Genomic DNA, 684 nt, shown 5'->3' on the forward strand with positions numbered 1-684 from the left:
TAGAGTAATAGTGAATATGAAGGAAAACAATATTGGCCCGCTGATGCTTGATGTGGCAGGGACTGAGTTGAATGAAGAAGAAAAACAGGTCTTATCTAGTCCGGTTGTTGGGGGAGTTATTCTCTTCTCAAGAAATTACCTGAACCCTGGTCAATTGACTAAGCTAATCTCGGAGATCCGGGAGTGCTCAAGCAATCTTATTATCGCCGTTGATCACGAAGGTGGACGCGTTCAGCGATTTCGCGAAGGGTTCACGCGAATACCGCCAATGAGGTCTCTTGACCGGGTTTATCAAGAGGATAAAGCGCAGGGCTTAAAGCAAGCTTTTGATCTGGGTTGGTTAATCGCGGCAGAGCTAATTGCATTTGATATTGATATCAGCTTTACGCCAGTATTAGATCGCGACCATGGTGTTTCTGAAGTAATCGGCGATAGAGCATTTTCCTGCGATCTTGAGACGATTACTGCTTTATCTTCATCGCTGGTTTCAGGTATGAAAGAAGCAGGCATGGCTTCTACAGGGAAGCATTTTCCTGGTCATGGAGCGGTTGTTGCTGATTCACATCATGAGATCCCGGAAGACAATCGTAGTCTAGAGCAGATCATGCAAAATGATACGATTGTTTTTGAGCGCTTAATCCCATTAGGGCTTGATGCATTGATGCCTGCTCATGTCATTTATAG

1 protein-coding gene is annotated in these 684 nt (G+C 44.7%); it reads left to right on the plus strand.

From position 1 onward, the window contains the following. Positions 1-16: 16 nt before the first annotated feature. Positions 17-684, plus strand: a 668-nt coding sequence (gene nagZ, locus A3766_RS02435; protein WP_231882818.1) for a beta-N-acetylhexosaminidase, incomplete at its 3' end; no start/stop codon positions are given.

This window comes from Oleiphilus sp. HI0132 (genome assembly GCF_001635845.1).